General features: G+C 62.4%; 3 protein-coding genes and 1 pseudogene. 2 read left to right on the top strand and 2 right to left on the bottom strand.

What is annotated here, in order from left to right; genetic code table 11:
• Positions 1 to 64: 64 nt before the first annotated feature.
• A complete protein-coding gene (locus tag ASF53_RS15835; protein ID WP_082482757.1) occupies positions 65 to 1,048 on the bottom strand; it encodes a SphA family protein in 984 nt (327 codons plus the stop codon).
• Between the two features lie 613 nt (positions 1,049 to 1,661).
• Between ASF53_RS15835 and ASF53_RS15830 the strand changes: the two genes are divergently transcribed.
• Both ASF53_RS15830 and ASF53_RS15825 read left to right on the top strand, forming a co-directional pair.
• Positions 1,662 to 2,585, top strand: a complete 924-nt coding sequence (locus ASF53_RS15830; RefSeq protein ID WP_082482755.1) for a formylglycine-generating enzyme family protein — start codon at positions 1,662 to 1,664, stop codon at positions 2,583 to 2,585.
• Entirely contained in the window at positions 2,582 to 4,285 is a 1,704-nt protein-coding gene (locus tag ASF53_RS15825) for an arylsulfatase (RefSeq protein ID WP_156635585.1), read from the top strand. The genes ASF53_RS15830 and ASF53_RS15825 overlap by 4 nt, the downstream gene beginning before the upstream one ends.
• 415 nt (positions 4,286 to 4,700) lie before the next feature.
• Here ASF53_RS15825 and ASF53_RS25820 read toward each other — a convergent pair.
• Positions 4,701 to 4,788 (bottom strand): annotated as a pseudogene (locus ASF53_RS25820) (IS5/IS1182 family transposase); the annotation flags it as partial.

Below are 4,788 nucleotides of genomic sequence, written 5' to 3'. Positions count from 1 at the left end.
CGCGGCGGCACTCGACCCTGGGCTACCTCAGCCCTGTCGAGTTCGAAAACCGTGCTCAATTAGCTTAGGACCGTGTCCACCAAACCGGCAGCAGGCCATTCTTCGTCACGACGGTCCTCGGTTCCGGGGCAGCCTTCGGGGGTGCAACCCACAGCGGAGCGGTGATCGTCAGGAAAGTCGCCGTGCCTGCGAACCGGTTCTTGACATCGAACTCGCGGAAAAAGCGCAGATTCGTCGAGACCGGGATCGCGCCCAGCTTGAACGTGTAGCCGATCTGGGCGCCGAGCGACGTGACCCGACCTTTGAACGGCCCGATCCGGTCGCCCGAGCCACCGTCGCCGGTGAGCTGATTGTAATAGTAGCCGACAAGACCGACCGACAATTCCTTGCTCAGGTATTTCGAGGCCGACCACTCCAGGTGGAACTCGGTGCCGGTGAGGTACTGGGTCGCCGGGTTGATCCAGTTGAACGTGATGCCTGGCACGACCGAGAGCTCATAGCCGAGAACGGGATCGAGGTAGGTGAGCGCGCCGCTGAGATCGATCGCCGGGCGATTGAGCGCGATGTTGGAGAGCTGGCCGTTCTCGAAGCTGCCGGATGGCACGACGCCGAGGAGGGTGCCGCTCCAGTGGAAGTTGCCGGAGTGCCAGCCCACGAACGAGGCGAGATAGATGTCGCCGACGTTGAAGATCGCGTCCCGTTCGCGCCCAGCGATGATGCGGTCGATGCGCGGCGAGGCGAGGACCGCCCCGGCGCTGACGTTGGGCGTGCCGAACGGGATGGTGATGGAGAAGCCCAGATTGCCGCCCAGGATCTCGACAGGCGTGACCCAGATCGGGGTCGCGAACACCGCGCTCGTATCGTTCTTGACGTTCGCGGCGACGACACCGCCGCCCTGGAAGAGCCGACCTCCGCCGAGATTGCCCGAATAGTAGTAGGTCTCGCTCTCAAAGTAGAAGCCGGGTGGCGGCGTCACGCCCGCGAGAGGGCCGCGGTTGCCGAGAACATAGATGCCCTGCGCATATTCGGCCGCCTGCGCATCCGGCATGGCCTGCAGCACCGTAGCGCAGGCAACGGTCAAACCAAGCGTCCGCCAAGCTCCAGACACGGGCCCGCCTCCAAATTCTCCGATGTCGCAGCAAATTCCCACAGGTTGAATAGAATTGCAACGGCCAAGCTGGGGCATTTACCTGTCGTCAAACTTATCATTTTTTGATTTTATGCGGAAAAACAGCCATGAGCTCTATCCCCAGTCCGAGGGCCGGCGAAAAATATTCGATAGGCATGTCCCGTTCGATCAAGTAGCGCCTATCCGCAATGGTACGGTGACGCTGCCGACTCCGTAGGCCTGCCGAGCGACATCAATAGGCAGGCTACGAGCTGGCTTGGTCCATCATCGCCGGGCTTCCCGCTGGCCTGCTTCAGTCCTCGTCGACGGAGCCGTCGCAATAGATTTCGTTTGCGGCGCCAACTGGGTCAGTTGCCCCGGGTTGCGAGGCGCAGTGGGCATGCAATTCAGATTCTACCGTCTTCGTGCGGCAATCGTGCGATGCCGGTCGACCGCGATACGCTGAAGTCTGAGACCGCGAAGGTATCAAGCGATGACGTCTGGGACCATCGATGGCGCCAGTCACGCGACAAAGGCCGCCGGTCGTCCTGGCATGCGGTGGATCCCTGGGGGGACCTTCCGGATGGGCTCGGAGCAGCACTATCCCGAGGAAGCTCCGGTTCACCGGGTAGCGGTGGATGGGTTCTGGATGGACGAGAGCCCGGTCACGAACCGGCAGTTCAGACGGTTCGTTCAAGCCACGGGCTACCGCACTCTCGCCGAGATCCCGCCGGATCCAAAGAGCTATCCCGGCGCGCTGCCGCATATGCTCTTCGCCGGGTCGATGGTGTTCGTTCCTCCGCGCGGGCCAGTCGACCTGCGTCACCACGGCCGGTGGTGGACGCTCCTGAAAGGGGCGGACTGGCGCCATCCCTACGGCCCAGGCAGCTCGCTCAAGGGTCTCGACGACCATCCCGTCGTGCACGTCGCCTTCCAGGACGCCGAGGCCTACACCGTCTGGGCCGGAAGGGCACTGCCGACCGAGGCCGAGTGGGAGTTCGCCGCCCGTGGCGGGCTCGACGGGGCGGAGTTTGCCTGGGGTGACGCATTCGCGCCGGGCGGCCGCCTGATGGCCAACACCTGGCAAGGCGAATTCCCGTACTTGAACACCGCCGACGGCTCGTACCGGCGGACGACGCCGGTGGGCAGCTTCCCGCCGAACGGCTACGGCCTCGTCGACATGATCGGCAACGTCTGGGAGTGGACGTCCGACTGGTTCGCGTCGCGTCACACGGCCGACGCAGCGAAGGCCTGCTGCATCCCTGAGAATCCGCGCGGCGGGCGTGAGATGGACAGCCTCGATCCGCACAGCCCGCAGTCCCCGATCCCGCGCAAGGTGGTTAAGGGCGGCTCACATCTCTGCGCGCCGAACTATTGCCGACGTTACCGGCCCGCCGCCCGTCATCCCCAGCCGGTCGACACATCCATGAGCCACGTGGGGTTCCGCACCATCATCAGGGAGAGGATGCTGCCATGAGTGACGACCTGCACGAGGCGAACCAAGTGAGCCCCAGAGCGGGAAGCGCTCTCAGCCGCCGCAGCATTCTTCTCACCGGAACGTCGGCCCTCGCGGCTGCCGCGATGGTATCAACCGCTCCGACAACGCCCGCACAGGCTCAATCGCAACCCCAGCAGCAAGCGGCAGCCGGGCAAAAGCCGAACATCCTCGTCATCATGGGCGACGACATCGGCATCTGGAACATCGGTGCCTATCACCGCGGAATGATGGCCGGACGCACGCCCCATCTCGACAGAATCGCCTTAGAGGGCATGCTGTTCACCGACTACTATGCCGAGGCGAGCTGCACGGCGGGGCGCGCGGCCTTCATAACCGGTGAATTGCCGATCCGAACCGGCATGACCACGGTGGGTCAGGCCGGCGCACCGATCGGCATTCCTGCGGAGGCGGTGACCATCGCCACCACACTGAAGGGCATGGGCTACGCCACAGGCCAGTTCGGCAAGAACCACCTGGGTGACAAGAACGAGTTCCTGCCAACGGTGCACGGCTTCGACGAGTTCTTCGGTTATCTCTACCACCTCGACGCGATGGAGGACCCGGCTCATCCCGCCTATCCTCAGGACCTGCTGCACCGGGTCGGCCCGCGTAACATGGTTCACTCGTGGGCAACGAACGTCGACGATCCCACGGTAGACCCGCGCTGGGGCAAGGTCGGCAAGCAGCGGATTGAGGATGCTGGTACCCTCTACCCGAAGCGCATGGAGACGGTGGACGAGGAGATACGCGACCTGGCCCTCGGGTTCATCGACAATGCCAAGGCTGACGGCAAGCCGTTCTTCGTCTGGCTCAACCCGACCCGTATGCACGTCACAACGCACCTGTCGCCGAAATATCAGGGCATGCGCAAATCCCAGAATGGCTGGAGCATCCAGGAAGCCGGCATGGCGCAGCTCGACGATGTCGTCGGCGCGATGATGAAGAAGCTGACGGACTTAGGGATCGACAACAACACCATCGTGGTCTTCACGACGGACAATGGTACGGAGGTCTTCACTTGGCCAGACGGCGGACAGACGCCGTTCGCGCAGTCCAAGGGCACGGTGATGGAGGGCGGCTTCCGCGCGCCGGCAATGATCCGCTGGCCCGGCAAGGTACCGGCTGGGAAAGTCGAGAATGGCGTCATTTCCGGCCTCGACTGGTTCGCGACGCTTGTGGCAGCGGCGGGAAATCCGGACATCACAGACGAGCTGAAGAAGGGCAAGCAGATCGGCGACCAAACCTACAAGGTGCATCTGGACGGCTATAACCAGATGGACATGATCACCGGCAAAGGTCCGTCGAAGCGCAACGAGGTTTGGTATTTTGGCGAGAGTGAGCTGGGGGCAGTCCGGATCGGCGACTACAAGTATCGCTTCATCGATCAGCCGAGCGGCTGGCTCGGTGACAAGACGAAGCCTGACGTGCCCTACATCACCAACCTGCGGCTCGACCCCTTCGAGCGGACTGGCTGGCCGGACGAGGGGACCAAAGTCGGGGCGCAAAACTACATGAGCTGGTTCCTGTACGAGTTCTGGCGCTTCGTCTTTGTTCAGCAGGAGGTGGAAAAGCTCGCCATGACCGCCGTTGAGTTCCCGCCGATGCAGAAGGGCGCGAGCTTCAACCTGGAGGCGGTCAAGGCAAAGATCCAGGCCGCCAGGACCGCGATAGCCAAGTAACGCTCAAGCACGGCGGTAGAGGGCGAGTGACCGGAAGTCGACGTCCCCTGATGCCGCCGTCGAACCCTGAGTCTGAATTTGCGTCGACCCCGGCATATAAACCGCCGATATATCTCTAATTGATTTTTTGGATATGGAAGCAGTTTAACCAGAATGGCCGAGAGTGACGGTGTTTGTCTTTCTGTCAGGTATATCTATTTGAATCATGATCAAAAAAATTATTCCTCGGATATCATGCTAATACGCGCACTCCATCGCGCCAGAGGCCGAGCGAACTCCTCAGTCGAGCTCAGAAACTTATCGTTCAGCGATCGGTGATCATTTCAAACACAGGGGGCGGACGTGAGGCGAACTCGAAGCCAAGAGGGCATCAATCGCCGGACATTGCTGCCGGCCTTAGAGTCCGTCCGATAAGTCATGATGCTCGCCCGAGCCTTCGGACGAGGATCATGACGGCGGCGGCGTAGAGGAAGGCCTGGGCCGAGGCGAGGGTCGCCTCCGGG

Source organism: Methylobacterium sp. Leaf123 (genome assembly GCF_001423405.1).
Lineage (GTDB): Bacteria > Pseudomonadota > Alphaproteobacteria > Rhizobiales > Beijerinckiaceae > Methylobacterium.
Note: the sequence above shows the minus strand (reverse complement) of the source record. Positions and strands in the feature narration are given on the sequence as shown.

What these genes read in the sequence shown, in the direction of transcription:
- ASF53_RS15835 (WP_082482757.1), bottom strand. Translation starts at nt 1,048, where the DNA reads ATGCCGGATGCGCAGGCGGCCGAATATGCGCAGGGCATCTATGTTCTC.
- ASF53_RS15830 (WP_082482755.1), top strand. Translation starts at nt 1,662, where the DNA reads ATGCGGTGGATCCCTGGGGGGACCTTCCGGATGGGCTCGGAGCAGCAC.
- ASF53_RS15825 (WP_156635585.1), top strand. Translation starts at nt 2,582, where the DNA reads ATGAGTGACGACCTGCACGAGGCGAACCAAGTGAGCCCCAGAGCGGGA.